Raw genomic sequence first — 25,191 nt, 5'->3', positions numbered from 1 at the left:
GACCGAGGATCAGCAGGATCCGCATGGTTGACACGGGTTCGGCCCCGCTGGCCATCGCGTAGAGGACCGTCAACGCAGCGCCGACGCCAACCATACGGCGTACGCCGTGCCGATCGGGAGGTCCTTCATCGCGACCGCGAGGCCAGCCATGCTGCCGACGAGCGCGACGCCGAAGACGATGCTCGGCGTGAGGCGGGTGAAGCCGTCCGAGCGGCCCAGCGCGGTCGCCCAGACCGCTTCGAGCACACCGGAGGCAAGGAGGATGAGCCACGACATCGGAAGAACCTTCCGGGCCGTCTTGTCGCTGACCGGGTACGGCACCCCTCGTCCGGGAGTCAGAGCTGACTCTGGACTCAGGCTCGCACGCCCCCGGCGATCGGCAAATTCGCCATGTAACGCGCCGATACTCACAGTTCCGCGCCCATCAGTGGGTGGAAGTGTGAGTAACGGCGCGTTACAAGTGGGAGGGCTGCGTCAGCGCAGGCGGAGGACCAGCCGAGCACAGGCCCGGACCGCGGTCCGCGCGTCCGGAAGCAGGTCGTCGGCCACCAGGTTCCACAGGTCGCGTGGGGGATGGAGCGCAGTCGGAACCGAGCCGACGAACTTGGCAAGGCTTGTCGGGGGCGCGTCAGACGTCGCTCAGGGCGCCGATGCGGTTGAGCTCGGTAGCGATCTCAACGGCGGCCGCGCGCAGCACCGGGGCGGCGCGCAGGACGGTGTCGTCGCCGACCCTCGGCAGCGGGCCAGACATCGACAGTGCCATCGGCTGTGGGGCGTCGGGGACTACGACAGCGACGCAGCGCACACCGACCTCCTGCTCCCCTTCGTCGAGGGCGAAGCCACGCTCGCGGGTCAGGGCCAGAGAGGCGAGAAACTCCGCTGGCTCGATCAGGGTGTGATCGGTGTGCCGGGGCATCCCGGTGCGCTTGAGCATCGCGAGCACCTCGGCGTCGGGGCGGTCGGCGAGGATCGCCTTGCCGACCGCGGTGGCGTGCGGGAAGGTGCGCCGACCGACCTCGGTGAACATCCGCATGAAATTGGCCGACGGCTGCACCTGGGCGACGTAGACGATCTCGTCTCCCTCGAGCACGGCGAGGTTGACCGACTCCCCGAGCCTGGCCACCGCCTCAATCATCGCCGGGTTGGCCCAGGTGGCGATCCGCTTGGAGCTGGCATCGGCGAGCCGCATCAGGCGCGGGCCGAGGGAGTACTGGCGGGACTGCTCTTGGCGGACGTAGCCCAGGTCGACCAGCGTGCGCACGAGTCGGTGGATGGTGGCCAGCGGGAGGTCGGCGTCTTGGGCGAGCTGTGAGAGCCCGATGATCCCACCGGCGTCGGCCATCGTCTCCAGGATCCCGAAGGCCCGGTCGAGGGACTGGACACCTCCAGCGCTGCGCGAACCGCCGTTCTTCTTCACCTCGCTGACCATGGTTCCTCCATGTCCTACCGAGTCGACGAGGTCGACGGCGTTGAAAAAGCGCTTCCGTATGCCGGAAGTCTAGCGGGAAGACCCTATCGGGTGACCGGCAACGTAGACGCGGGCGACGTCGGCCGTGGTGCCCATCGCGAACGCCTTGCCCAGGGCCTCTCCGGGTCCGTCCGCGTGCCGGACGCCGATGTCCAGCGGCGTGCCGGCTCCGGGCCGAAGCCACAACGCGTCGAACTGCTTGCCCTCGGAGAAGTCGCCCACCTCGTCTGCCAACCCCAGCACCCGAGCCCCGGCGGCGGTCGCAAGGTGGAGCAGATGGGCTGGGCTGAGGCTGAGGCCACGCTCTCCCAGCAGCTGTTGCATGAAGTAGGCCTGGAGCCCCTCCTTGAACAGGGAGAAGCCGGTGCCGGCACCGACGTCGGATCCCAGGGCCACCTGCACGCCGTGTTCGACATGCTCGCGCAGGGGAAACAGCCCACTGCCCAGGGCGGAGTTGCTCGTCGGGCAGTGCGCCACGCCCGCGCCCTGCTGGGCCAGGATCTCGAGCTCACCGGGCGTCGCGTGCACGTTGTGGGCGAAGACGCTGTGGCTGCGGACCAGGCCGTGCCGGTGATAGGAGGCGAGGTAGTTGTCGCACTGGTCGAACAGATCGCAGACCGTGGCGACCTCGGCGAGGTTCTCGTTGATGTGCGAGGTGAACCACGAACCCTCGACCGCGTCGAGCAAAGCAGCGCACGAGTCGAGCAGATCTTCGGTGCACGACAGCGAGAAGCGCGGGATCACGGCGTATCGGTTGCGGCCCACGCCGTGCCAGCGCTTGGCGAGGGCAAGCCCGTCGTCGTACGCCGTCTGGGGGGCGGTGAGCAGGTCGGGTCGCAGGATCCGGTCGCTGACCACCAGGCCGCTGGTCATCCGCAGACCGATCTCGGCGGCGCGGGTGAAGAGCAGGTCGACCGCGGCGGGGAAGTGTGCCCCGAAGACCAGCGCCGTCGTGGTGCCGGCCGATGTCAGGCCGCTCAGGAACTCGTCGGCGACCTCGCCCGCGTAGTCGGTGTCGGCGAGCCTGGCCTCCTCGGGCAGGGCGCTGTGCTCGAGCCAGTCGAGCAGCGGCATGCCGAGGGCACCGATCATTCGCACCTGGGGGAAGTGGACGTGAGTGTCGACGAACCCGGGCAGCACCAGGCCTCCGGAGAGGTCGACGATCTCCTCGTCGGGATGTGCCGAGCGCAGGGCCTGGGCCGTGCCGCGCCTGACGATGGTGCCCTCGCGCACCAGCAGGGCGCCGTTCTCGACGCTCCGCAGGGATCCGCCTGCGAACGGGTCTTCAGGGGTGTCCAGGAACGTCCCCAGGAACAAGGTCATCGGTGGTGGACCTCCGAGTAGTCGTTGACGACGTCGCGCTGGAAGCGCTGCAGCAGGGCTGCCGCAACCGCGACGGCGATGATGGCTGGCTGCTTCCCGGTGAGCTCGGGGGCCCCGATCGGGGTCGTGATCTTGGCCAGGGCCTGGTCGTCGTGACCCTCGGCCAGGAGCTTCTTCCGGAATCTTGCCCATTTGGCGCTCGACCCGATCAGCCCGATCGAGGCCAGGTCGGCCGTGCGGAGCGCGGCGTCGATCAACGCGGCGTCCTCGGCGTGGTCGTGGGTCATCACAAGCACATGGGTGCCCGCCGGGAGCTCGCCCAGCACCAGTTCGGGCAGCACCGGGACGTGGTGGGTGTGAACTCGGGCCTGGGCGTCGTCGAGCACCGAGAGCACCTCGGGGGTGAGCTGTGCTGGCCGCGAGTCGACGAGGTGCAGGTCCAGGTCGTGACGGGCCAGGATCCGGGCCAGCTCGAGACCCACATGGCCCATGCCGAAGATCGCCACCACGGGCAGCACGGCCAACGGCTCCAGGAGCACGGTCACCTCCCCACCGCAGCACTGGACGCCGTACTCGAGCGGAGCCTTGTCGGTCAGGTCGGCGATGAACATCTCCGGAGCAGCTGCCGGGTCCGTCAGCAGGGCGCGGGCGCGCTCGACCGCGCGCGCCTCGAGATTGCCGCCCCCCACCGATCCCCAGGTCCCCGTGGCGGAGACGACCATCTTGGCCCCCGCCTCCCGGGGAGAGTGCCCGCGTACGGCGGCGACGGTCACCAGCACACCCGGCTCCCGGCGGGAGCGCAGGTGCTCAACGGCACTCAGCCAGTGCATGGCGTCCTCCTCATCATTCCCGTTCCTCGTGCTCGTCCTAGGCCTGGGTGAGGTGCGGCACCGCGGTCTGCCCGAACTCCGACTCCGGCATCCGCACCGGCGCGTCGGGGTCGGTGGGCTCCGGCTGGTGACCGGGCTTGCCCTGCACCAGATGACCCTCGTCGTGACCGCGACGGGCCTCGTCGAGCGCCCACCAGACCGCCTCCGGGGTCGCTGGCGAGGCCAGGTCGACGCTGGTGCCGGCCGGGCCGAAGGCCGCGGCCGCCTCGCGAAGTGCCTCGCGGACCGAGAAGGCCAGCATCAGCGGCGGCTCGCCCACGGCCTTGGAGCCGTACACCGCGCCGTCCTCGTGGGCCCGGTCGAGCAGCGCGACCCGGAAGTCCTGAGGCATCTCGGAGAAGCTGGGCAGCTTGTAGGTGCTGGCCGCCTGGGTGGCCAGCCGACCGCGGTGCGGACCGTCGCTCTCATCCCAGCGCAGGTCCTCCAGGGTGAGCCAACCGGCTCCCTGGACGAAGCCACCCTCGATCTGGCCGATGTCGATCAGCGGCGAGAGGCTGTCGCCGACGTCGTGGACGATGTCGACGCGCCGGGTGGCGTAGGCGCCGGTGAAGCCGTCGACCTCCACCTCGGTCGCGGCGGCGCCGTAGGCGAAGTACTTGAACGGCGAGCCGTGCATGATCGAGGAGTCCCAGTGCAGCCCCTCGGTGCGGTAGTAGCCGGCCGCTGAGAGCTGCACCCGTTGGAAGTAGGCGGTGCGGACGACCTCCGCCCAGGAGATGCCCACGCCGGTGCGTCCGATCGCGGTCACCTCGCCGTCGACGAACCGGACGTCGGCTGCGGAAACCCCGAGGGCGGCCGCAGCCACCTGCGCGAGCCGAGTCTGGATCTGCTCACAGGCGTTCTTGACCGCACCGCCATTGAGGTCGGCACCGGAGGATGCCGCTGTCGCCGAGGTGTTGGGCACCTTGTCGGTGCGGGTCGGCGCGAGCCGCACCGTGCCGAGGGGTACGCCCAGGGTGGTCGCGGCCACCTGGAGCATCTTGGTGTGCAGCCCCTGGCCCATCTCGGTGCCGCCGTGGTTGATCAGCACCGAGCCGTCCTTGTAGACGTGCACGAGCGCACCGGCCTGGTTGAAGGCAGTGAGGTTGAAGGAGATGCCGAACTTGACCGGGGTCACCGCCAGCGCCCGCTTGGTGTGCGGGTGCTCGGCGTTGAAGCGCGCGATCTCCTCGCGACGCCGTGCCAGCTCACCGGTCTCGTGCACCTGCTCCCACACGGCGTTGATCCGCTCGGCGTGACGCACCGGTTGGCCGTACGGCGTGGTCTGGTCGGCGCCGTAGAAGTTGCGACGGCGCAGCTCGCTCGAGTCCAGTCCCAACAACGGGGCGCACCGGCCGAGGATGTCCTCGATCACGAGCATGCCCTGTGGTCCGCCGAAGCCGCGGAAGGCGGTCTGCGAGGTCTTGTTGGTGCGCGCGACCCGCCCATTGACCACGATGTTGGGGATCCAGTAGGCGTTGTCGATGTGGCACAGGGCCCGCGCCAGCACCGGCTCGGAGAGGTCCAAGCTCCAGCCACCGTCAGCGGTCAGGCTCGCCTCGAGCGCCTGGATCGTGCCGTCGTCGGCGAATCCCGCCCGCCACTCGGCGTGGAACCCGTGTCGCTTGCCCGACATGGTGAGGTCCTGGGTGCGGTTGAGCCGCAGCCGGACCGGGCGGCCGGTGAGGATGCTGCCCAGGGCCGCGATCGCGGCGAACCCGTGCGGCTGCATCTCCTTGCCGCCGAACGCCCCGCCCATCCGCAGGCACTGCACGGTGATCTCGGAGCTGGGCAGGCCGAGCACGTGGGCCACGATCTCCTGGGTCTCCGAAGGGTGCTGGGAGCTGCTCTGGATGAAGATCTGGCCACCCTCGTCGACCTGCGCGAGCGCGCAGTGGGTCTCGAGGTAGAAGTGCTCCTGGCCGGCGAACTCGAACTCACCGCTGAACACGTGCGCCGAGGCGTCGATGCCGGCGTCCAGGTCGCCACGACTCACCGTCGGCTGGGCTCCCTGGAACTCGTCGGCTGCGATGGCCTCCTTGACGTTGACGAGGGCGGGCAGCGGCTCGAGCTCGAGCACCACCGCGGCAGCGCCGAGCCGGGCCGCCTCCTGGGTCTCGCCGAGCACCCAGCACACGGCATGGCCGTAGAAGCGCACCTCGTCGGGGAAGAGCGGCTCGTCGTGCTTGACCCCGGCGTCGTTGACGCCGGGCACGTCGGCCGCGGTCAGCACCCGGACGACCCCCGGCACGGCGTACGCCGGGTCGACGTCGAGACGGGTGATCCGGGCCTTGGCCTGCGTCGCTTGGACCGGCCATGCGTGCAGGCAGTCCTTGGTACGGACCACGAGGTCGTCGGTGTAGAGAGCCTGTCCGGTCACGTGCAGAGCGGCGGACTCGTGCGGGATGGCCCGGCCGATCTCGAGCACGCCGCCCGGGACGTCGGGGCGCTGGGAGAGGTGGCTCATGCGGGAGCTCCTTCCGAGAGCACATGCTGGGCGTGCAGCTTGAGCAGGGACTGGCCGAGCATCGCCGAACGGTAGGAAGCACTTGCTCGGTGGTCGTCAAGGGGTGTGCCCTCGGCGGCCATCACCTCCGCCGCGGCACGCACGGTCTCCTCCGTCCATGGCCGGCCGACCAGGGCAGCCTCGGTGTCGCGCGCTCGGATCGGAGTGGCGGCCACACCGCCCAGCCCGATCGCGGCGCGCCGGACGACGCCGTCGGTGACGTCGAGGGCGAAGGCCACCGCAACGCTGGAGATGTCGTCGAAGCGTCGCTTGGCGATCTTGTGGAAGGCCGTCAGCTCCGCGAGGGGCCGCGGGACCACGATCTCCTTGATGAGCTCGCCGGGTCGGCGCACGGTCTGCCGGTAGCCGGTGAAGTAGTCGGTCAGCGGCACGGTCCGTTCACCATCCGTCGAGGCGAGCACGAGGTGAACGTCGAGGGCGAGGAGCGCGGGTGGCGCGTCGCCGATCGGCGAGCCGGTGCCGAGGTTGCCGCCGAGAGTGGCGCCGTTGCGGATCAACCGTGATGCGAACTGCGGGAAGACTTCGCCCAGGAGCGGCACCAGACCGTCGAGGCGGCGCTCGATCTCGGTAAGCGTCAGCGCGGCGCCCAGCCGGATGCGGTCGGCGTCGACGGCCACATCGCGCAGCTCGGGGAGCCGGTCGATGGCGACGACCAGAGGCACCCGCACGCCGCGGATGTTGACCTCGACACCCCAGTCGGTGGAGCCGGCGACCAGGACGGCATCGGGCCGCTCGGCGAGCAGGCGCAAGGTTTCGGAAAGATCGGCTGGCCGCACGAACTCCGCGCCACCCGCGCTGATCCGGGTCGGGCGCGGGGCCGGCGGGGCAAGGTCTCGACGCGCGGCGAACGCGTCGTCGGCGGAGGGCTCACCGAGGGCGAATGCCGCGTCCCGGATCGGGCGGTAGCCGGTGCAGCGGCACAGGTTGCCGCTGAGCGCGTGCAGGTCGAAGCCGTTGGGGCCGTGCTCGCGGTCGGCCTCGGCTTCGGGCGCATTGGGGTCAGTGGCTGCCCTGCTCACCTCCGGCGTGCCTGACACCGCGTGCGGCTGGCAGCGGCCGGCGCGATAGAACTCGGCGGCCATGCTGCACACGAAGCCCGGGGTGCAGTAGCCGCACTGGGAGCCACCGCGCACCGCCATCTCGTGCTGGACCGGGTGCAGGTCTGTGGGGGAGCCAAGGCCCTCGGCCGTCAGCACCTCCTGGCCGTCGAGCGAGGCGGCCGGGATCAGGCAGGCGTTGATCGAGACCCATTCGGTGCTCTGGTCGCCGGTCGTCGAGGGCCGCGCGACCATGATCGCGCAGGCACCACATTCCCCCTCAGCGCAGCCTTCCTTGGAGCCGGTCAGTCCGCTGTCGCGCAACCAGTCCAGGGCAGTGGTGTGCGGCGTCACGCCGGCGAACCACGCGGTCCGACCGTTGACCGTCGCCTCGGGGGTGCTCGTGCCTGCCGTCATCACTGTGCCGCCTCCTCTTCGCTGTGACGTGCGTCACGCGAGCTTTGTCGTCGCTCGATCCTACGCAGACAGTGACCATCCGCGGAAGGGGTTTCGGAAAACTATTTCCACGATCCGGGAGAAAGGTGACCGCGTTACCTGTCTAGGAGACCGGGTTGACGAGCTTCATCTGCCGGTGCATGTCCTTGTAGATCAGGTAGCGGAACTTGCCCGGTCCGCCCGCGTAGCAGGCCTGGGGGCAGAAGGCGCGCAGCCATAGGAAGTCGCCGGCCTGAACCTCGACCCAGTCCTCATTGAGGAGGTAGACCGCCTTGCCCTCGAGCACGTAGATGCCGTGCTCCATGACGTGGGTCTCGGGGAAGGTGATCGCGCCGCCGGGCTCGAAGCTCACGATGTTGACGTGCATGTCATGGCGTACGTCGTCGGGGTCGACGAAGCGGGTCGTGCACCAGGTGTTGTCGGTGCCCGGCATCCCCAGCGGCTCGACGTCGCGCTCGTTGACGACGAACGCCTCGGGCACGTCGATGCCCTCGACCCGCTCATAAGCCTTGCGGAGCCAGTGGAACTTCGCCGGCTCCGAGCCCGGATTGCGCGCCGTCCACACGCAGCCGGGGGGCAAGAACGCGTAGCCACCCGGCTCCAGCGGGTGCTCTGCACCGTCCACGGTGAGGCGCAGGCTGCCTTCGAGCAGGAACAGCACGGCCTCCGCGTCCGGGTTGCTCTCGGGTCGGTCGCTGCCACCCTGCGGCCCGACCTCCATCAGGTACTGGCTGAAGGTCTCGGCGAAGCCGGAGAGCGGCCGTGCGAGCACCCAGAGCCTGGTGTCGTCCCAGAAGGGCAGCCGGCTCGTCACGATGTCGCTCATCGACCCGCGCGGGATCACGACGTACGCCTCGTTGAAGACGGCCCGGTCCGTGGTCAGGCGGCTGCCTGGCGGCAGGCCACCTTCGGGGGCGTAGTAGGTGCTCATCGTCGTCCTCTCTGCAGGAAGCGGCCGTGCGGCGCGCTTTCGGTGGTGACGGGGATCCCGCGCAGCCAGGTGCGGCGGACCACTCCGGAGAGCCGCCGCCCGGCGTAGGCGGAGACGGGATTCTTGTGCGCGAGCCGGGCCACGTCCACGTCGAACTCCTCGTCGGGCGCCAGCACGACCAGATCGGCGTCGGCGCCGACGGCCAGGCGGCCCTTGTGCGTGAGACCGACCCGGTCGGCGGGCGCCTGGGCCATCCACCGCACGACGTCGGTGAGGGAGTGCCCGTGCACCCGGGCAGCAGTCCAGACGGCCGGGAGGGAGATCTGAAGGGAGGCGATGCCACCCCAGGCCTGCGCGAAGTCGCCACTAGCCGGCCCGCCGGGCGCCCACTTGAGCTCGGGCGTGCTCGGCGAGTGGTCGGAGACGACCATGTCGATGTCGCCGTCGGCGAGTCCGGCCCAGAGCTGCTCGCGGTTGCCGGCGTCGCGGATCGGAGGGCAGCACTTGAACTCGGTGGCTCCGTCAGGGACCTCACTGGCGTCGAGGACCAGGTAGTGAGGGCAGGTCTCGACCGTGAGGTCGGCTGCCCCCGCGCGGGCGCGGCGCAGCGCGGGCAGCGCCGCTGCGCTGCTGAGGTGGAGCAGGTGGGTGCGGGCGCCGGTGCGCTCGGCCTCGGCGATGACCTCGGCGATGGCGGACTGCTCGGCCGCGGGTGGTCGCGAGGCCAGGAAGCCGGCGTACGACGCTCCGGCCGCCCGGCTGTCGTCGATCTGGCCGGAGTGCTCGGCGTGCACCAGCATCAGGGCCCCGAGCCGGGACACCTCGTCCATGGCTTTGGCGAACCCGTCGGCGTCCAGGTGCGCGAACTCGTCGACGCCGGAGTGGATGAGGAAGCACTTGAACCCGAACACCCCGGCCTCGTGCAGCAGGCTCAGGTCGGCGAGGTTGCCAGGGACGGCCCCGCCCCAGAAGCCGACGTCGACGACGATCTGGTCGCGGGCGACGTCCTGCTTGGTGCGCAGGGCCGTGAGGGTGGTGGTGGGCGGCACGGAGTTGAGCGGCATGTCGATGATCGTGGTGACGCCACCGGCAGCGGCCGCCCGCGTGGCGGAGGCGAAGCCCTCCCACTCGGTGCGGCCGGGCTCGTTGACGTGGACATGGGTGTCCACCAGCCCCGGCAGGAGTACCTCGTCGTCGCCCAGCACGACGTGTGCGACGGCGTCGACCTCGGCGTCGTAGGCCTCCAGGGCCACGATCTGGCCGTCGCTGACCACGACGCTGCAGGAGATCTCGGCGCCGTCCACGATGGCGCGTTGGGCTCGGATGACGAGATCAGGGAGGTCGGGCTGCGCACTCACGCCTCTGATCATGTCGTGCGTGGCAATCTTCGCGCCGACTCGCTCCAGCAAAGGCCCGGGCGCGACAAAGGACTCGTCGGGGTAGGAAGCGAAGTCGGTGAGGGCATAGACGGTGCCGATCCCTGCTGCGCGCAGGGTCGCGGCGTCCAGCACGCACCGTCCGGCCACCGCGACGACGGGGAGGCCGGCGCGGCGGGCGGCCGCGGCCACCCCTGCCGGCGCCTTGCCGTGCAAAGTCTGCTTGTCGAGCGCCCCTTCGCCCGTCACTACCAGGTCGACACCCGCCATCGCCGCCTCGAGTCCCGTCAGATCCTGCACCACGTCGGCGCCAGGTCGCAGCCTGGCTCCGAGCACGGCGATCGCGCCGAACCCGACTCCACCCGCGGCGCCTGCCCCCGGGTCGTCGCGGAGGTCACGACCGGTATCGGTCGCGACCACATCTGCGAACCTGGACAGGGCACCGTCGAGCTCGTGGATCTGGTCAGGGGTGGCGCCCTTCTGCGGACCGTAGACCGCGGCCGCTCCCTCCGACCCGGTCAGCGGGTTGTCGACGTCGCAGGCCACGGTGATCCGGGCTGCCCGCAGCTCGGGATGCAGGGCGGTGAGGTCCACGGCGGCGACCGCCGCCAGCGCTCCACCGCCTTCGTCGATCTCATCGCCCTGCCCGTCGAGCAGCCGAGCGCCGAGCGCGCGCAGCATGCCGGCGCCGCCGTCCGTGGAGGCGCTACCGCCGATGCCGAGCATGATCTGCTCGCAGCCGGCGTCGAGCGCGGCGGCGATGACCTCGCCCACCCCGCGGCTCGTGGCGGTCATGGGCGCCGGGATTCCCTCGGGAAGCCGGACCAGTCCACAGATCTCGGCCATCTCGATCACCGCCTCGTCCCCTCGGCGGACGTACGACGTGTCGACGGGCGACCCGGTCGGCCCGCTGGCTCGCACCGGCACGGCCTCGAACCCAGCGCGGGTGGCCGCATCCAGGAGCCCGTCGCCGCCGTCGGAGACCGGCACGACGACGATGTCGACGTCGGGCCGGACCGACCGGATGCCGGCGCCGAGGTGCGCGGCCACCTCCGCAGACGTGAGCGTGCCCTTGAACTTGTCGGGCGCCAACAGGACACGGGGCATCGGCTTGGTCAGTCCAAGTTGGCGTACAACGCGGTCGGGGCGTGCTCGCCGGTATCGGCGAGCTCCTCGAACTCGGTGACCGCGTCGATGTTCAGCCCCATCGAGACGTTGGTGACCCGCTCGAGGATGACTTCCACCACGACCGGGACGCCGTGCTCGACCAGCATCTTCTTGGCCTGCTCCAGCGCGGGCAGGATCTCCTCGGGCTCGAAGACCCTGATCGCCTTGCAGCCCAGCCCCTCGGCGACCTTGACGTGGTCGACGCCGTACCCGTTGAGCTCGGGGGCGTTGATGTTGTCGAAGGACAACTGCACGCAGTAGTCCATCTCGAAGCCGCGCTGAGCCTGGCGGATCAGCCCGAGGTAGGCGTTGTTCACCAGCACGTGGATGTAGGGAATGTTGAACTGCGCGCCGACTGCGAGCTCCTCGATCATGAACTGGAAGTCGTAGTCACCCGACAGCGCGACCACCGTGGACTCGGGGTCGGCGGTCGCGACGCCCAAGGCGGCGGGGATCGTCCAGCCGAGCGGGCCGGCCTGGCCGGCGTTGATCCAGTGCCGGGGCTCGAAGACGTGCAGCAGCTGAGCCGCCTGGATCTGCGAGAGCCCGATGGTCGAGACGTAGCGGACGTCCTTGCCGAAGGCGCGGTTCATCTCCTGGTAGACCCGCTGCGGCTTGACCGGGACGTCGTCGAAGTTGGTCTTGCGCCACATCGAGCGCTTGCGCTGCTGGCACTCCTCGGCCCAACTGGACCGGTCGGGCAGGGTGCCGGCCGCCTGCCGCTCACGGGCGACCTCGACGAACAGCTCCAGGGCCGCCTTGGCGTCGGAGACGATGCCGAAGTCGGGAGCGAAGACGCGCCCGATCTGGGTCGGTTCGATGTCGACGTGCACGAACGTCCGTCCGGCGGTGTAGGTCTCCACGCCGCCGGTGTGGCGGTTGGCCCACCGGTTGCCGATGCCGAGCACGAAGTCGGCGGCAAGCATGGTGGCGTTGCCGTAGCGGTGAGACGTCTGCAGCCCGACCATGCCGGCGTTGAGCGCGTGGTCGTCGGGGATCGTGCCCCAGCCCATCAGGGTCGGGACGACAGGCACGCCGGTCAGCTCGGCGAACTCGATGAGCAGGTCGGCAGCGTCGGAGTTGACGACGCCGCCACCGGAGACCAGCAACGGGCGCTCCGAGGCGAGCAGCATGTCGACGGCCTTCTCGATCTGGGGACGCGTCGCACTCGGCTTGTAGACCGGCAGCGAGGCGTAGGTCTCGACGTCGAACTCGATCTCGGTCATCTGGACGTCGATGGGCAGGTCGATCAACACCGGGCCCGGACGGCCCGACCGCATCAGGTGGAAGGCCTGGGCGAACACTCCCGGCACTTGGGCGGCCTCCAGCACGGTGACTGCCATCTTGGTCAGCGGCTTGGCGATCGAGGCGATGTCGACGGCCTGGAAGTCCTCTTTGTGCAGCTTTGCCACCGGCGCTTGCCCGGTGAGGCAGAGGATCGGGATGGAGTCGGCCGTGGCGGAGTAGAGACCGGTGATCATGTCGGTGCCGGCCGGCCCGCTGGTGCCGACACAGACCCCGATGTTGCCGGCCTTGGCCCGGGTGTAGCCCTCGGCCATGTGGGAGGCGCCCTCGACGTGGCGCGCCAGGGTGTGGTGCAGTCCGCCGTTGGTCTGCATCGCCTTGTAGAAGGGGTTGATGGCTGCCCCGGGCAGCCCGAAGACGTGGGTGACGCCTTCCTTCTTGAGGATCTCCACTGCGGCCTGGGCCGCTGTCATCCGTGCCATGAGTGTTCCTGCTCTCGGTCTCGTGGGGGTCAGTCAGTCGGTGATGCGGCCGGAGAGCCGCTCGACGCCGCGCAGCAGCGCGGAGTGGTCCAGGCCGCCGTCGCCGTTGGCGCGGGCGGAGGCCATCAGCTGGGCGGCGATCGCTCCCAGCGGCAGCACTACGCCGGCCTCGCGGGCCGCGGAGGTGACGATGCCCATGTCCTTGTGGTGCAAGTCGATGCGGAAGCCGGGGTCGAAGGTGCGGCCGAGCATGTTGGCCTTCTTCTGCTCCAGCACCTTGGAGCCGGCCAGCCCGCCGCCGAGCACCTCCATCGCGGCCTCGGTGTCGACGCCGTACGCCTCGAGGAAGACCAGCGCCTCTGCGACGACCTGGATGTTGACCGCGACGATCAGCTGGTTGGCCGCCTTGACGGTCTGGCCGGCCCCAGTCGGACCGACGTGCACGATGGTCTTGCCGACGGCCTCGAGGATGGGTTTGGCCTCGGCGAAGTCCTCCGCGCTGCCGCCCACCATGATCGACAGCACGGCGTTGACCGCGCCCGCCTCACCTCCGGAGACCGGAGCGTCGATGAGCCGAAAGCCTCGGTCGGTGGCTTGCTGGGCCAGTGCCGAAGTGACGTCGGGGCGGATGCTGGAGAAGTCGATGATCAGGGTGCCGGGATCGGCGTGCTCGAAGACACCGTCCTCGCCGGCGAGGACGCCCTCCACGTCAGGAGAGTCCGGCACCATCACGGCGACGACATCGGCACCCTTGACCGCTTCGGCGATCGAGGTGGCGGCGCGGCCACCCGCGTCGACGAGCGGCTTGGTGCGCTCGGGCACGAGGTTGACGCCGCACACGTCGTGGCCGGCGCCTTGCAGGTGGAGCGACATCGGCTGACCCATGATGCCGAGGCCGATGAAAGCGATGGTGCTCATGCGTGGGAACTCCTTCGAGGGGTGGGCAGCCAGGCCAGGCTGGCTTCGGTGTCGGTGGTCGGCTTGTACTCCAGGCCGACCCACCCGTCGTAGCCGCGGGCGAGCAGGTCGCCCAACAGCTTGTCGAGGTCGAGGTCGCCCGTCCCGGGCTCGCCGCGGCCGGGGCAGTCGGCGATCTGGACATGGGCGATCAGGTCGGCGTACGCCGCGATGGCCGCGCTGACGTCGTCGCCGTTGTTGGCCAGGTGGAACAGGTCGCACAGGAAGCCGATGTTGTCGTGACCGGCCGTGCGGACGTCGGCCACGACCGCCGCGCTGTCGGCGGCGGTGCGCAGCGGGTAGGGCTTGGGCCCGCTGACCGATTCGACCAGCACGGTGGCGCCGATCCGGCCCGCGGCGGTCGCGGCGAGTCCGAGCTGCTCACGCCCGAGCTCGTCCTGCTCCTCGGGCGAGGCCTCGTCGACGCGGTTGCCGAAGAGCGCGTTGAAGCCGGAGACTCCCAGCTGTGCACCGATGCCAACCGTGACGTCGACGTTGTCGCGGAACTCGGTGGCCCGCGCGGGGATGGACAGCACCCCGCAGTCAGGTCCGGCCAGGTCGCCGGCGAAGAAGTTCAGTCCGACGAGCTGGACGTCGGCCTCCCGCACAGCGCTCACGAAGGAGTCGACCTCGCCATCGCCGGGGACGGGCTGGTCCGGCCAGGGCCACCAGAACTCGATGGCGTCGAAGCCGGCGTCCTTGGCTGCTTGGGGGCGCTCCAGCAAGGGCCGCTCGGTGAAGAGCATCGAGCAGTTCGCCAGGTATCTGATGCCGTGGTCAGTCATGGGCACCTTTCCGCTTTGTGGAATTCTTTTTCCGTTGACACGAAGACTACGCCGTCCCCGCCGCAGGGGTCAAGGCCACGGAGTGTTCATCGACCGGAGATCCGGGCCCTGCTCATCAGGCGACGGTGCTGCTGCAGGGCACGGGCCCGCAGCTCGTCCTCGTCGGCGCGGACCAGCCGGTTCTGCTCGACGACGGGCCGGCCGGCGACCAGTAGCAGGTCCAGGGGCGGCGACGCGCCCAGCACCAGCGCGGCTACCGGGTCGACGATGTCGGCGTGCGGCAGCGTGTCCAGCCGCCAGACGGCGAGATCGGCCTGTTTGCCCACCTCGAGCGACCCGATCTGGTCATCCCAGCCGAGGGTGCGGGCACCGCCGATGGTCGCGGCGTGCAAGGCGTCGCGAACTGTCAAGGCCTCGGGGCCTCCCGTGGCCCGGGCGAAGAGCAGCGCGTGTCGGGCCTCCTCGATCAGCGAGCTCGCCTCATTGCTGGCGGCGCCGTCGACACCCAGCCCCACGGGTACGCCGGCTGCCCGGAGGTCGCGGAGCCGGCAGATCCCGGCGCCCAGCCGGGCGTTGGACGACGGGCAATGTGCGACCCCGGTGCCGCTGCGGGCCAGCGTGGCGATCTGGGCGTCGTCGAAGTGGATGCCGTGGGCGAACCACACGTCGGGACCCAGCCAGCCCAACGAGCCCAGGTAGTCGACCGGCGACATCGCGAAGCGTTCGGCACAGAAGTCGGACTCGTCCTGGGTCTCGGCCAGGTGGGTGTGCAGGCGCACTCCACGGTCGCGCGCCAGCTGCGCCGACTCGGCGAGCAGCTCGGCCGTGACCGAGAACGGTGAGCAGGGAGCGACCCCGATGCGCAGCATCGAGTCTGGTCCGGGGTCGTGATGGGCGTCCACTGCCGCGGCGGTGGCGGTCAGGATGGTGTCGATGTCCTCGACGACGTGGTCGGGCGGCAGCCCGCCCTGCGAGCGGCCGAGGTCCATCGACCCACGCGTGGGCATGAAGCGGAGCCCGATCTCGCGGGCAGCCTCGATCTCCGCCCCGAGCAGGTCTCCCGCGTCGGACGGGAACACGTAGTGGTGATCCATCGACGTCGTGCAGCCGGTACGGGCCAACCAGCCGAGCCCGGCAGCCGCCGCCGCCCCGGTGACGTCCTCGTCGATCTGACCCCAGACCGGGTAGAGGGTGGTCAGCCATCCGAACAGGCCGTCGTCGACTGCGAGCCCCCGCGTCACCCACTGGTAGAGGTGATGGTGGGTGTTGACCAACCCCGGGGTGACCAGGCACCCGGTCGTGTCGACACGGCGTACGCCGTCAGCCGGCGCGGGCTCCGGGGCCGGACCGGGGCCGACCGCCGTGATCCGCCCGTCCCGGACCACCACGTGCCCCGAGGCGTGCTCCTCGCCGTGAGCGCCGAGACCGGTACCGGCGCCGTCCATCGTCGCCACGGTGCCGCCTTCGAGGATGACCACCTGGCCGCCCGGGCCGCTCATGTCGCTCAACTGCCCCGGTAGGTGGAGTAGGCGAACGGACTGAGAAGGAGCGGCACGTGGTAGTGCTCGGCAGGATCGGCGACCTCGAAGACCAGCTCGACTCCGGGATAGAAGGTCGGGGTCTGGGTGCGGGCGAACCACGCCCCGGTCTCGAACCGCATCCGGTAGGTGCCGGCCTCGAGGACCAGGCCCTCGGTCAGCTCAGGGCAGCGCCCGTCGGCGTTGGTGGTCCCGCTACCCACGACCGTGCCGTCCTGGCGCTCGAGGCGAAGTGCCATGCCTTCCGCTGGAGTGCCCTGGGCGGCGTCGAGGACGTGGGTGGAGATGCTCATCGCTGCCTCGGTGCGGGCTGGACCAGAGCGGTCAGGCGGAGGCGGGTGATGAGCGCGAGCTCGCCGCGCACGACGCCGAGCTCGGCGTCGGGGTCGTTGTCGAGACGGTCATCCAGGTAGCCGAGCAGGTCCTCGGCACTGCGTCCAGCGGCGGCGACGAGATAGATCCGGCCGAACCGTTCTTCGTAGTCGATGTTGCCCCGCGCCATCGCCTGCTGCAGCGAGGCGTCGGCCTGCGACATCCCCGACTGCTCGCGCGCGGAGCGAGCCGCTGACTCCTCGTCCAGGCCGATCGCCTTCTCCCCGATCCGGGGATGGCCGGACAGCGCGGCGTCGACCTGCTCCTCCGACAACGCGAGCACCAGGTCATCGGAGGCGGCCAGCAACATCGCGAGGTCATCGTGGGGGCGACGCGCCAAGAGCTCATCCGCCCACTCCGGTGCCGACGTCAGGGCCAGCAGCCGCGGCCGGAGGTCCTTGGCGGCCATCGTGTTGAAGTCGTGCATGGTGAAGTCTTCCGGGTCGGACACGATTCTTCCCCTACGTGAGTGGGCTTTGGGTCGTAGTTGTCGATGACTGGCTTCTCAGCGTCCCGAGGGGAGGCCGGCCGCGAGCGTCCGGCCTCCACCGCTCGTCAGTGCAGCCTGACCAATGTGGCTGCCCGGGTCGACCCCATCGGAGTAGTGTCCTCGACCACGTCCTCCAATCGATGGTTGGCGATCTTGGCGATCTCCAACAGCGCGGCTGCGTGTTCCTGGGTGGCCGAGTTGTCCAAGCGCTCCCAGGCCTGCTCGAGCACCTGCTCGGAAGTGAGCTCGCGGGCTGCCACGATCAACGGGAATCCGAACTTCTCCTGATAGGCCGCATTGACCTCGGTGAAGGCTGCCTGCTCGTCCTCCCCGAGGAACGTCAGCCCGGCGGTGGCCTGGTCGACGAAGGACCGATCGGCATGGTCGAGCTCCTGCAGGTCGGCACCGGCCAAGCTCGGGTAGGACCGCATCAGCGCCAGCTGTTGGTCCCGATCGAGGGAGAACAACTTGTCTTGCAGCGCCGCCCGCAGCGCGTTGGCGTCCTCGAGGGGTCGCCGGTCGGCAACGGCCTGCGTGATGCCGACATCACCCTGGTACGTCGGCGCGACCAGGGCAACGAACTCCTCGCGCGACATCGCGTTGATGGCCTCTATGTTCGAGCGCGGACCCTGGTCCTCCGTCTGGTCGGGGCGACCACCGAAGTGGTTCAACCCCAAGTTGAGCAGGATCGCCGCGATCGACCCGGTCGTGATCCCGGAATTGAGGAAGGCGCGCACGTTCTCAGGCATCGCGACCAGGAAGGCAGAGGTGCCGTCGACCTGCGGAAGACCGACGGGGATCATCGCGATCCCGATGCTGACGGCCACCACGATGACGTTGCGGTGGCTGTTGAAGTCGACCCTGCCCAGGGTCTGGATGCCGACCGCGGCGACGGTGCCGAACATGACCAACGCCGCACCACCGAGAACCGAGGACGGAATGCTGGCCACGATCGCGCCTGCCTTGGGCAGCAGCCCGAGCAGGATCATGATGGCGCCCGCGGTGGCCACCACCCATCTGCTCTTGACCCGGGTCAGCCGCACCAGACCCACGTTCTCCGCGAAGCAGGTGTATGGAAAGGAGTTCATCACCCCGCCGAGGAAGGTAGCCAGGCCATCAGCTCGCAGCGCCGCCGCGATGTCACGCTTGGCGATGGGCTTCTCCACGATCTGGCCGGTGGCGTAGACGTCCCCGGTGGTCTCGACCGCCGTGATCAGCATGACGACGATCATCAGCAGGATGGGCACGACGGCGAACTTCGGGGCACCGAAGTGGAAGGGACCGGTGAAGCCGATCCAGTCCGCGCCCCCGACAGCGCCGAACTGCGCGACCCTGCCGCCCGAGCCGTCGCTGACCAGCGCGGCCACGGCCGTGCCGATGACCAGGCCCGCCAGGACCGCGACGGTCTGGAGGAAGCCGCGGGCGAACCGGGTAAGCGCGAGGATCACCAGGATCGTGAAGGTGGCCAGGGCCAGGTTGGTGTAGCTGCCGAACTTCAGGTTCGCGGGCACCAGGTCGGGGTTGAAGAAGGCGAACTGTCCGCCACCGGCGTCGAAGGCTGCCACCGGGATCAGGGTGATTCCGATGATGGTGATGACGGTGCCGGTGACCACCGGCGGGAAGAACCGCACCAGCTGGGAGAAGAACGGCGCGATCAGCAGGGTGAACAGCCCGGCGACGATAACCGCGCCGTAGATGTAGACGAGGCTCTCCACGCCGCCGCCGTTGTCGAGGCCGATGATGATCATCGGCGTGACCGCGGTGAACGTGACGCCCTGGAGAAGGGGCAGTCGGACGCCGATCTTCCAGACGCCGACGGACTGCAGGATCGAAGCGATGCCGCAGGTGAACAGGTCAGCGTTGATCAGGTGAATCAGCTGTTCCTCATTCAGGCCGATCGCTCCGGCCAGCAGGATCGGGACGATCACGGCGCCGGCGTAGAAGGCCATCACGTGCTGGAGACCGTAGACCGCAAGCTGCTGCACAGGCAGCACCTCGTCGACGGGGTGGACGGCGCGCTTCGTCGCCGGGGTTGTAACTCTGCTCATCTCACACCTTCACTTGAGTCGGATCGGCTGCTCAGACAAAGCCCGGGACGCTCAGCCAGGCCAGGCCGGGCTCCGAGGCGTCGTCGCGGGTCAGGGCTGCCTCGATGAGGCCGTAGGGGCGGTCTGCGGCAATGAAGACTTCGCCGTTGTTTTCCAGGTCGAAGGGCGAAAGATCTACCAGGAAGTGGTGCTTGTTGGGGGCGGAGAACTTCACCTCGGCCACCTCGGGGTGGGCCTGGAGGACGTCCCTGCCCATTACGTAGAGCGTCTCTTGCAACGCTCGGCTGTAGGTGGTGGCGAACGCGGCCATCATGATCTTCTTGATGTCCTCGTACGTCGCGTCCCAGTCGGCGTCTCGGCTGGCCGAAGTGCCCTCGTAGCGCCAGCGGGCTGACAGCGAGGTGGCCATGATGCGGTCGTCGGTCTCCTGCAAGGTCGTGTACTTGTCCTTGAGGAAGCCCTTGAACTCCGAGCCGGTGGACTTCAGCACCACTAGGTCGCTGAAGCCGGAGACAACCCAGACCTGCTGGCCCTCGCCACGGCCCTCCACGGTGACCACACAGGTGCGGGTCTCCGTGCCGCGGCGCACGAACGCGTGGTCGTGTCCGGCGCCGTCGACAGCGATCCGGTCCCAGGCGTACTCCTCGACCCCGATCCGCGCACCAGACGCCGGCGGCGCCGCTTCGAGGAAGTGGGTGCCGAGAGCGATCGCGTAGTCCTCGGGCGAGGTGACGCCGTGCTCCTTGGCGTAGGCGAAACTGGTGTTCTTCTGGGTGTCGGTCGGCAGCACCTTGATCTGGTCGCCGGTGATGTGGGCGTCCTCGAAGTCGCCGCGCAGCGAAGTCGAGACGTTGAGGTCCCGGATCTCGTGGCGGCCCCCACCACCGGGGTCGCGGTAGATGCGGACGACGCGATTCTCGGCTTTCCCGTACTGGTTTGCTCCGAGGACGATGCTCATTTCAGGCTCATCTCAGCGTTTGCTCCCGGGTTGCAGTCCCGGAAGACTTTTCCGCTTTGCGGAAATCAATTACCGTTCTCCGGAATAGTAGAACTCCTCATCGCCGTCGTCAACGGTATGAGGTGAATTGGCTCACATCCGCCGCGGCCGGGCCAGCCCGGTCAGGGTGACTGCATCGACGCCGGCGGCGGCCTCGACCTCGGCGGGCGACACCGCCCCACAGTCCATCGCGCGCACCACGAAGTCGGCGAGTGCCCGGGCGGTTGCCGGCTCGTCCAACACGCTGGACCCGGTCTGCTGCAGGTAGTTGCGCAGCCGAAGCGCGGCCGCGTCGAAGCCCTCGCGGTAGAACGCGTAGGTCGCTGCGAACCGAGTCGGCAACTGGGCCGGGTGCAGATCCCAGCCCTGGTAGTAGCCCCGCTCGAGCGAGCGCCGGACCAGCCGCGCGTGCAGCTCCCAGCCACGGCGTACGGCGGCCTCGTCCCCTACGGGCAAGATGTTCGTGGACCCGTCGGAGAGCCGGACTCCGGTGCCGGCGGCGGCGGCCTGCATGACCAGCTTGGCGTGGTCGGCGACCGGGTGCTCCATGGACTGGTGGGCCGCCGGGATGCCACAGAAGGCCGAGTAGTCATAGGTGCCGTAGTGCAGCGCCGTCACCCGACCCGCCCCGGCGTGGATCATCGGCGCGACCAGCGCGCTGCCGTCCGGGCCGATGATCGACTGCGGGGTCTCGATCTGCAGCTCGAAGCGCAGAGCGTGCGCGTCCAGGCCCAGGGAGTCCTCCAACCGCTCGGTCAGCTCGACCATCGCCTCGACCTGGGCGAGGCTGGTGATCTTGGGCAGCGTCACCACGAAGTCCGTCAGCGGTGCGCCCTCGTCGAGCAGCCGAGAGACGAACAACGTCAGCGTCCGCACCCCGCGGCGCCGGGTCGGCGCCTCCAGGCTCTTGAACCGGATCCCGCGGTACGGCGCTACCGTGCCCGCCTCGATTGCCGCGGCGAGCGCCGTCGCGGCGGCGGCGGCGTCGGCGTCCTCGACCTCGTCACCCCGGTCGCCGTAGCCGTCCTCGAAGTCAAGGCGCAGGTCCTCGATCGGCTCGGCCTCGAGCTTGGCCCGTACCAGGGAGACCAGCTCGTCGCTCCCCACGATCTCGGCGAAGAGGGCCGGGTGCTCGTCGATGGCCGCGAGGGCCGCCTGACCCCAGGCCGGCACCAAGTCGGGGTGGTAGCGGTCGGCGGCGACGTAGACGGTGTGCACCGGCTGCCGGTCCGGGGTGTCCCCTGGGTAGCCATCGGCCAGCGCTTCGTCGGCGGTGGTCAGCAGTGTGTCGACGCGCTCGACCAGGCTCTCGGCCAGCTCGGCGGCCCGCTCCGAGCCGCGGGAGGGGCCGGAGTTCGCGAGGGTGGTGTCGTCCGTCATGGCGTGCCCTTCGTAGGTTATTCGCATCACGGATATTATCTTCCGCATGACGGAAGTCAACCCTCGTAGCGTGTCGGCGCTGGCCACATCGCCGCCGGCAGAGCGGTGCTGAGGTTGCCCGGACCTTGAGTGAACGGGCCATCGCGTTGGACCGACAGCCCCAGGGCGGTGGTCGCCTCCGTGACGCGATGCCGGACCTCGTCACTGGCTGCGAGCCCGTTGAGCGCCCGCAACACCGACGCGACCGTGACACCAGCGCGCTCGGCGACGCCGCTGACGGTCGGTCGGTGCGCGTTCACAGAGCCTCGCTGTGATCGATGACGCAACGTCGGCGGTCACGGATTGCGCTCGCCCTGATATGCCGACATATTGAACTACACCCGAGCGACCACTCGGCCCGAGTTTCAGGAGTGCCGTGACCGACCCCTTGCCCGACCATTCACTGCCCACACCCTCCGCGCGCGCAGTCGAGCTGCACGAGCGCATGGTGCGTTTCATGACCGAGCACGTGCTGCCGGCCGAGGAGTCGTACGCCGCGCACCGGCGGGCCGCAGGGCCTGACGGGCACGACGTACCCCCTGTCCTGGAGGAGCTCAAGGTCGCCGCGCGCGAGCAGGAGCTGTGGAACCTGTTCCTGCCCTCGGAGTCCGGGCTGACGCAGCTGGAGTACGCGCCCATCGCGGAGCTGTCGGGGTGGAGCCTCGAGCTCGCCCCCGAGGCGTTGAACTGCGCGGCCCCCGACACCGGCAACATGGAGCTGCTGCACCTGCTCGGCGCCGAGCAGCAGCAGAAGACCTGGCTGGAGCCGCTGCTGAACGGCGAGATCCGGTCGGCGTTCGCGATGACCGAGCCCGAGGTCGCGAGCAGCGACGCCACCAACATCGCGACGCGGATCGAGCGCGACGGCGACGAGTACGTCATCAACGGTCGCAAGTGGTGGACCAGCGGCGCGATGGACCCGCGCTGCGCCGTACTCATCGTGATGGGCCAGACCGATCCCGAGGCCGCCTCCCACCGGCAGCAGTCGATGGTGATCGTGCCGCGCGACACCGCGGGCGTGACCGTCGTACGCGACCTGCCGGTCTTCGGGCACCACGACCAGCACGGTCACGCCGAGGTGCGCTTCGACGACGTGCGGGTGCCGATCAGCAACGTGATCGGCGAGGAGGGTGGCGGCTTCGCGGCGGCCCAGGCCCGCCTCGGACCGGGCCGCATCCACCACTGCCTGCGCGCCCTCGGCGCGGCCGAGCGCGCGCTGGCCCTCATGGTGGCGCGCGCCCGGGACCGGGTCGCGTTCGGCGCTCCTCTCTCCGACCAGGGAGTGGTGCGACAGCAGATCGCAGAGTCGCGGCTCGAGATCGAGCAGGCCCGGCTGCTGTGCCACCGCGCCTGCCACGTCATCGACACCGCCGGCAACAAGGCCGCCAAAGACCTCGTCGCCATGGCCAAGGTGGCTGCGCCGCGGGCTGCGACAGCCGTCATCGACCGGGCCATCCAGGTGCACGGCGGGGCCGGCGTCACCGACGTCACCCCACTGGCCGCGATGTATGCCTGGCACCGCGCGATGCGGCTCTTCGACGGACCCGACGAGGTACACATCCGATCCATCGCCAAGTCCGAGCTGGGTCGCACCCCGGCGCTGCCCGTGGCGGCGGTGCGGGTATGACGACCTTGGCGGGCCGCACGATCCTGATGTCCGGCGGAAGTCGCGGCATCGGGCTGGCGATCGCGCTCCGGGCCGCGGCCGACGGAGCCAACGTCGTACTGCTGGCCAAGACCGCGGAGCCGCACCCCAAGCTCGAAGGCACCGTGCACACAGCGGTCCGCGAGATCGAGGCAGCGGGCGGACAGGCGCTGGCCGTGGTCGGCGACGTACGCAGGGACGAGGACGTCGAGCGAGCCGTGGCTTGTGCCGTGGAGCAGTTCGGTGGGATCGACATCGTGCTCAACAACGCGAGCGCGCTCGACATCAGCTCGACGCGGGACATCGCGATGAAGAAGTACGACCTGATGCAGGCCATCAACGCGCGCGGCACGTTCCTGCTGTCGAAGACCGCGATCCCGCACCTCGAGCGCAGCGACCACGCGCACATCCTCACCTTGTCGCCGCCGCTCGACCTGCACCCGAAGTGGGCCGGCGGCTACCTCGCCTACACAATGGCGAAGTACGGCATGAGCCTCGTGACGCTCGGTCTCGCGGAGGAGCTGCGCGAAGCAGGCATCGCTGCCAACTCCCTGTGGCCACGCACCACCATCGCGACCGCTGCCATCGCCAACCTGATGGGCGGCGAGGAAGCGGTGGCGAACTCGCGCACCCCGGCGATCATGGCCGACGCCGCGCACGCCGTGCTCGTGCGCGACCCACGTGTGTGCAGCGGCAACTTCTTCATCGACGACGAGGTGCTGGCGCAGGAGGGAGTCACCGACTTGGAGCAGTACCGCGTCGCGCCCGGCAGCGGGCCGCTTCAGGACGATCTGTTCCTGGACTCCTCCGAAGCAGACGCGTGAGCGGCAATGGCCTCCACGCGTGACCGGGAGACGACGCAACGACCAGACGTGGGTCAGGCCGTCAGGCGGCTCCGGCGCGGGCGCGGCCTGACCCTGCGCGACCTCGCCGGCCGGCTCGGCGTCAGCGCCGCCACGATGAGCGGCATCGAGAACGGCAAGACCGGTCTCTCCAGCGAGCGTGTCTCCCACATCGCCGCCGCGCTCGACGTCTCGGTCGAGCGGTTGTTCGAGACGTCGTACGACGACCCGGGCGACCGGGCGGAGACCTCACCATCGGCGCCGGTCGTCGGCGAGCAGGTGCTCCCCGACGGGCACTGGCGCGACTTCCCGCCCCTCGAGCTGAACGCCGCACTCACCGGCGCGCTGTCCTCGTTCCTGGAGTTCGGCTACCACGGCGCCAACATGCGCACCATCGCCGAGCGGGCCGGACTCTCGGTGCCGGGGCTCTACCACCACTACGCCAGCAAGCAGGAGATGCTCGTCGCGCTGCTCGACATCGCGATGACCGACCTGCGGACGCACACCGAGGCTGCGCGCGGCGAGGGCTCGGACGCCGTCGAGCGGTTCAGCAACATCGTCGAGTGCTTGGCCCTCTTCCACACGCACCGACGCGAGCTGGCGTTCGTAGGCGCCTCCGAGATGCGCAGCCTGGTGCCCGAGGAACGCAAGCGCGTGGCCGCCCTGCGCATGGAGGAGCAGCGCATCGTCGACGTCGAGGTCGAGGACGGCGCGCGGTCGGGAGCGTTCCGCACCACCCGCCCCCACGAGGCGGCCAGGGCCGTCGTCACCATGTGCACCGCGCTCGCCCAGTGGTTCCGCCACGAGGGCACGGCGTCCGCCGAGCGGGTGGCGGAGCAGTACGTCGGCTTCGCGCTGGACCTGGTGAAGTGCGAGGTGCGAGGCGTCCCGCCGACTGTCGGTGACGGCGCCTAGGGTCGGTCAGGTGATGCGACGATGAGCAAGATGGATGCGCTGCGGGCAATGCGCGAGGCCCGTCACGCCGAGACGATCAAGCGAGCCACCAGGGCAAAGCCGACACTGCGGCTGGTCAGCCCGTCGGCAACCCCGAAGGACGCGTCGGCCGACGCGGGACCCGCCGGCAGCCCCGCTGTCGAACCCGTCCCGGAGCTGCCTGCCCCGGCGCTGTGCGGCCACCGCGCCATCAGCGGCAAGACCTGCACCCGCGAGCTCGGCCACACGGCCAAGAGCCACCGCTACTCCTGAGACAGAGGGCC

The 25,191-nt window shown here is 69.7% G+C and carries 22 protein-coding genes and 1 riboswitch; of the genes, 4 read left to right on the top strand and 18 right to left on the bottom strand.

Annotated elements, in window-relative coordinates; genetic code table 11:
* Positions 1-69 precede the first annotated feature (69 nt).
* The 18 genes from H4Q84_RS16025 to H4Q84_RS15940 form a co-directional block, all read right to left on the bottom strand.
* A complete protein-coding gene (locus H4Q84_RS16025; protein ID WP_248580081.1) occupies positions 70-276 on the bottom strand; it encodes an SMR family transporter in 207 nt (68 codons plus the stop codon).
* Between the two features lie 11 nt (positions 277-287).
* Positions 288-351, bottom strand: a riboswitch (guanidine-III (ykkC-III) riboswitch).
* 277 nt (positions 352-628) lie between these two features.
* The gene (locus tag H4Q84_RS16020) at positions 629-1,429 is read right to left on the bottom strand and encodes an IclR family transcriptional regulator (protein WP_248580080.1); all 801 of its coding nucleotides are present in this window, start codon (positions 1,427-1,429) and stop codon (positions 629-631) included.
* A gap of 69 nt (positions 1,430-1,498) precedes the next feature.
* The gene (guaD, locus tag H4Q84_RS16015; RefSeq protein WP_248580079.1) at positions 1,499-2,791 is read right to left on the bottom strand and encodes a guanine deaminase; all 1,293 of its coding nucleotides are present in this window, start codon (positions 2,789-2,791) and stop codon (positions 1,499-1,501) included.
* Complete coding sequence (gene xdhC, locus H4Q84_RS16010; RefSeq protein WP_248580078.1) at positions 2,788-3,621, bottom strand: xanthine dehydrogenase accessory protein XdhC; 834 nt, start codon at positions 3,619-3,621, stop codon at positions 2,788-2,790. The genes guaD and xdhC overlap by 4 nt, the downstream gene beginning before the upstream one ends.
* A 37-nt stretch (positions 3,622-3,658) precedes the next feature.
* Positions 3,659-6,127, bottom strand: a complete 2,469-nt coding sequence (xdhB, locus tag H4Q84_RS16005; protein ID WP_248580077.1) for a xanthine dehydrogenase molybdopterin binding subunit — start codon at positions 6,125-6,127, stop codon at positions 3,659-3,661.
* Positions 6,124-7,641 carry an FAD binding domain-containing protein gene (locus tag H4Q84_RS16000; protein ID WP_248580076.1) on the bottom strand — a complete coding sequence of 506 codons (1,518 nt, stop codon included), beginning with the start codon at positions 7,639-7,641 and terminating at the stop codon, positions 6,124-6,126. Before H4Q84_RS16000 ends, xdhB begins: the two co-directional genes overlap by 4 nt.
* A 142-nt stretch (positions 7,642-7,783) precedes the next feature.
* Positions 7,784-8,611 carry a bifunctional allantoicase/(S)-ureidoglycine aminohydrolase gene (locus H4Q84_RS15995; protein ID WP_248580075.1) on the bottom strand — a complete coding sequence of 276 codons (828 nt, stop codon included), beginning with the start codon at positions 8,609-8,611 and terminating at the stop codon, positions 7,784-7,786.
* Complete coding sequence (allB, locus tag H4Q84_RS15990; protein WP_248580074.1) at positions 8,608-11,094, bottom strand: allantoinase AllB; 2,487 nt, start codon at positions 11,092-11,094, stop codon at positions 8,608-8,610. Before allB ends, H4Q84_RS15995 begins: the two co-directional genes overlap by 4 nt.
* 8 nt (positions 11,095-11,102) lie before the next feature.
* Complete coding sequence (gcl, locus tag H4Q84_RS15985; protein ID WP_248580073.1) at positions 11,103-12,881, bottom strand: glyoxylate carboligase; 1,779 nt, start codon at positions 12,879-12,881, stop codon at positions 11,103-11,105.
* Between the two features lie 33 nt (positions 12,882-12,914).
* Positions 12,915-13,799: a 2-hydroxy-3-oxopropionate reductase gene (locus tag H4Q84_RS15980; RefSeq protein ID WP_248580072.1), complete on the bottom strand. Its 885-nt coding sequence runs from the start codon at positions 13,797-13,799 to the stop codon at positions 12,915-12,917.
* The gene (locus H4Q84_RS15975) at positions 13,796-14,623 is read right to left on the bottom strand and encodes a TIM barrel protein (RefSeq protein WP_248580071.1); all 828 of its coding nucleotides are present in this window, start codon (positions 14,621-14,623) and stop codon (positions 13,796-13,798) included. The genes H4Q84_RS15980 and H4Q84_RS15975 overlap by 4 nt, the downstream gene beginning before the upstream one ends.
* Positions 14,624-14,709: 86 nt before the next feature.
* A complete protein-coding gene (locus H4Q84_RS15970; protein ID WP_248580070.1) occupies positions 14,710-16,122 on the bottom strand; it encodes an 8-oxoguanine deaminase in 1,413 nt (470 codons plus the stop codon).
* A 5-nt stretch (positions 16,123-16,127) separates the two neighbouring features.
* Positions 16,128-16,454 carry a hydroxyisourate hydrolase gene (uraH, locus tag H4Q84_RS15965; protein ID WP_248580069.1) on the bottom strand — a complete coding sequence of 109 codons (327 nt, stop codon included), beginning with the start codon at positions 16,452-16,454 and terminating at the stop codon, positions 16,128-16,130.
* A complete protein-coding gene (gene uraD, locus H4Q84_RS15960; RefSeq protein WP_248580068.1) occupies positions 16,451-16,984 on the bottom strand; it encodes a 2-oxo-4-hydroxy-4-carboxy-5-ureidoimidazoline decarboxylase in 534 nt (177 codons plus the stop codon). The genes uraH and uraD (H4Q84_RS15960) overlap by 4 nt, the downstream gene beginning before the upstream one ends.
* A gap of 104 nt (positions 16,985-17,088) precedes the next feature.
* The gene (gene uraD, locus H4Q84_RS15955; RefSeq protein ID WP_248580067.1) at positions 17,089-19,071 is read right to left on the bottom strand and encodes a 2-oxo-4-hydroxy-4-carboxy-5-ureidoimidazoline decarboxylase; all 1,983 of its coding nucleotides are present in this window, start codon (positions 19,069-19,071) and stop codon (positions 17,089-17,091) included.
* A gap of 31 nt (positions 19,072-19,102) precedes the next feature.
* Positions 19,103-20,029, bottom strand: coding sequence for a factor-independent urate hydroxylase (gene pucL, locus H4Q84_RS15950; RefSeq protein WP_248580066.1), 927 nt, complete (start codon positions 20,027-20,029; stop codon positions 19,103-19,105).
* A gap of 132 nt (positions 20,030-20,161) precedes the next feature.
* Complete coding sequence (locus tag H4Q84_RS15945; protein ID WP_248580065.1) at positions 20,162-21,448, bottom strand: aldolase; 1,287 nt, start codon at positions 21,446-21,448, stop codon at positions 20,162-20,164.
* A 56-nt stretch (positions 21,449-21,504) separates the two neighbouring features.
* The gene (locus tag H4Q84_RS15940) at positions 21,505-21,747 is read right to left on the bottom strand and encodes a LacI family DNA-binding transcriptional regulator (protein WP_248580064.1); all 243 of its coding nucleotides are present in this window, start codon (positions 21,745-21,747) and stop codon (positions 21,505-21,507) included.
* A 116-nt stretch (positions 21,748-21,863) separates the two neighbouring features.
* On the opposite strand from H4Q84_RS15940, the gene H4Q84_RS15935 reads away from it, so the two are divergent.
* The 4 genes from H4Q84_RS15935 to H4Q84_RS15920 are packed head-to-tail and all read left to right on the top strand — an operon-like array spanning position 21,864 to position 25,180.
* Positions 21,864-23,114, top strand: coding sequence for an acyl-CoA dehydrogenase family protein (locus H4Q84_RS15935; RefSeq protein WP_248580063.1), 1,251 nt, complete (start codon positions 21,864-21,866; stop codon positions 23,112-23,114).
* Positions 23,111-23,956 carry an NAD(P)-dependent oxidoreductase gene (locus tag H4Q84_RS15930; RefSeq protein WP_248580062.1) on the top strand — a complete coding sequence of 282 codons (846 nt, stop codon included), beginning with the start codon at positions 23,111-23,113 and terminating at the stop codon, positions 23,954-23,956. The genes H4Q84_RS15935 and H4Q84_RS15930 overlap by 4 nt, the downstream gene beginning before the upstream one ends.
* Positions 23,957-24,004: 48 nt before the next feature.
* A complete protein-coding gene (locus H4Q84_RS15925) occupies positions 24,005-24,889 on the top strand; it encodes a TetR family transcriptional regulator (protein WP_248580061.1) in 885 nt (294 codons plus the stop codon).
* 21 nt (positions 24,890-24,910) lie between these two features.
* Positions 24,911-25,180, top strand: coding sequence for a hypothetical protein (locus H4Q84_RS15920; protein ID WP_248580060.1), 270 nt, complete (start codon positions 24,911-24,913; stop codon positions 25,178-25,180).
* Positions 25,181-25,191: the final 11 nt, after the last annotated feature.

Origin of the sequence: Nocardioides sp. InS609-2 (assembly GCF_023208195.1) — a bacterium.
Classification (GTDB): domain Bacteria; phylum Actinomycetota; class Actinomycetes; order Propionibacteriales; family Nocardioidaceae; genus Nocardioides.
This window is presented reverse-complemented; position numbering and strand designations above follow the sequence as displayed.

What these genes read in the sequence shown, in the direction of transcription:
- pucL (WP_248580066.1), bottom strand. Translation starts at nt 20,029, where the DNA reads ATGAGCATCGTCCTCGGAGCAAACCAGTACGGGAAAGCCGAGAATCGC.
- gcl (WP_248580073.1), bottom strand. Translation starts at nt 12,881, where the DNA reads ATGGCACGGATGACAGCGGCCCAGGCCGCAGTGGAGATCCTCAAGAAG.
- H4Q84_RS15980 (WP_248580072.1), bottom strand. Translation starts at nt 13,799, where the DNA reads ATGAGCACCATCGCTTTCATCGGCCTCGGCATCATGGGTCAGCCGATG.
- H4Q84_RS16000 (WP_248580076.1), bottom strand. Translation starts at nt 7,641, where the DNA reads ATGACGGCAGGCACGAGCACCCCCGAGGCGACGGTCAACGGTCGGACC.
- H4Q84_RS15970 (WP_248580070.1), bottom strand. Translation starts at nt 16,122, where the DNA reads ATGAGCGGCCCGGGCGGCCAGGTGGTCATCCTCGAAGGCGGCACCGTG.
- H4Q84_RS16025 (WP_248580081.1), bottom strand. Translation starts at nt 276, where the DNA reads ATGTCGTGGCTCATCCTCCTTGCCTCCGGTGTGCTCGAAGCGGTCTGG.
- xdhB (WP_248580077.1), bottom strand. Translation starts at nt 6,127, where the DNA reads ATGAGCCACCTCTCCCAGCGCCCCGACGTCCCGGGCGGCGTGCTCGAG.
- H4Q84_RS16020 (WP_248580080.1), bottom strand. Translation starts at nt 1,429, where the DNA reads ATGGTCAGCGAGGTGAAGAAGAACGGCGGTTCGCGCAGCGCTGGAGGT.
- H4Q84_RS15975 (WP_248580071.1), bottom strand. Translation starts at nt 14,623, where the DNA reads ATGACTGACCACGGCATCAGATACCTGGCGAACTGCTCGATGCTCTTC.
- H4Q84_RS15930 (WP_248580062.1), top strand. Translation starts at nt 23,111, where the DNA reads ATGACGACCTTGGCGGGCCGCACGATCCTGATGTCCGGCGGAAGTCGC.
- H4Q84_RS15995 (WP_248580075.1), bottom strand. Translation starts at nt 8,611, where the DNA reads ATGAGCACCTACTACGCCCCCGAAGGTGGCCTGCCGCCAGGCAGCCGC.
- H4Q84_RS15920 (WP_248580060.1), top strand. Translation starts at nt 24,911, where the DNA reads ATGAGCAAGATGGATGCGCTGCGGGCAATGCGCGAGGCCCGTCACGCC.
- guaD (WP_248580079.1), bottom strand. Translation starts at nt 2,791, where the DNA reads ATGACCTTGTTCCTGGGGACGTTCCTGGACACCCCTGAAGACCCGTTC.
- allB (WP_248580074.1), bottom strand. Translation starts at nt 11,094, where the DNA reads ATGCCCCGTGTCCTGTTGGCGCCCGACAAGTTCAAGGGCACGCTCACG.
- xdhC (WP_248580078.1), bottom strand. Translation starts at nt 3,621, where the DNA reads ATGCACTGGCTGAGTGCCGTTGAGCACCTGCGCTCCCGCCGGGAGCCG.
- H4Q84_RS15945 (WP_248580065.1), bottom strand. Translation starts at nt 21,448, where the DNA reads ATGACGGACGACACCACCCTCGCGAACTCCGGCCCCTCCCGCGGCTCG.
- uraD (WP_248580067.1), bottom strand. Translation starts at nt 19,071, where the DNA reads ATGAGCAGAGTTACAACCCCGGCGACGAAGCGCGCCGTCCACCCCGTC.
- uraH (WP_248580069.1), bottom strand. Translation starts at nt 16,454, where the DNA reads ATGAGCATCTCCACCCACGTCCTCGACGCCGCCCAGGGCACTCCAGCG.